Source organism: Campylobacter sp. 2018MI13 (genome assembly GCF_018501135.1).
Classification (GTDB): Bacteria; Campylobacterota; Campylobacteria; order Campylobacterales; family Campylobacteraceae; genus Campylobacter_E.
In genome coordinates this window covers 1-230 of sequence record NZ_JAHCZC010000350.1, presented here as the reverse complement: position 1 = coordinate 230, position 230 = coordinate 1, and the positions used below count along the sequence as shown (strand labels likewise).

Here is a 230-nt window from a genome sequence, read left to right as displayed (position 1 = left end):
GAAATCTTGTCTGAAGCTGGGTCGACCACGATCCAACCCTAAATACTAATGTCTGACCGATAGTGTACAAGTACCGTGAGGGAAAGGTGAAAAGAACTGAGGTGATCAGAGTGAAATAGAACCTGAAGCCATTTGCTTACAATCATTCAGAGCCCTATGTAGCAATACAGGGTGATGGACTGCCTTTTGCATAATGAGCCTGCGAGTTGTGGTGTCTGGCAAGGTTAAGC

At 45.7% G+C, this 230-nt stretch carries 1 rRNA gene; it reads left to right on the top strand.

Going from position 1 to position 230, the window contains the following annotated elements:
* Positions 1-230, top strand: a 23S ribosomal RNA gene (locus KJQ99_RS10345); the annotation flags it as partial.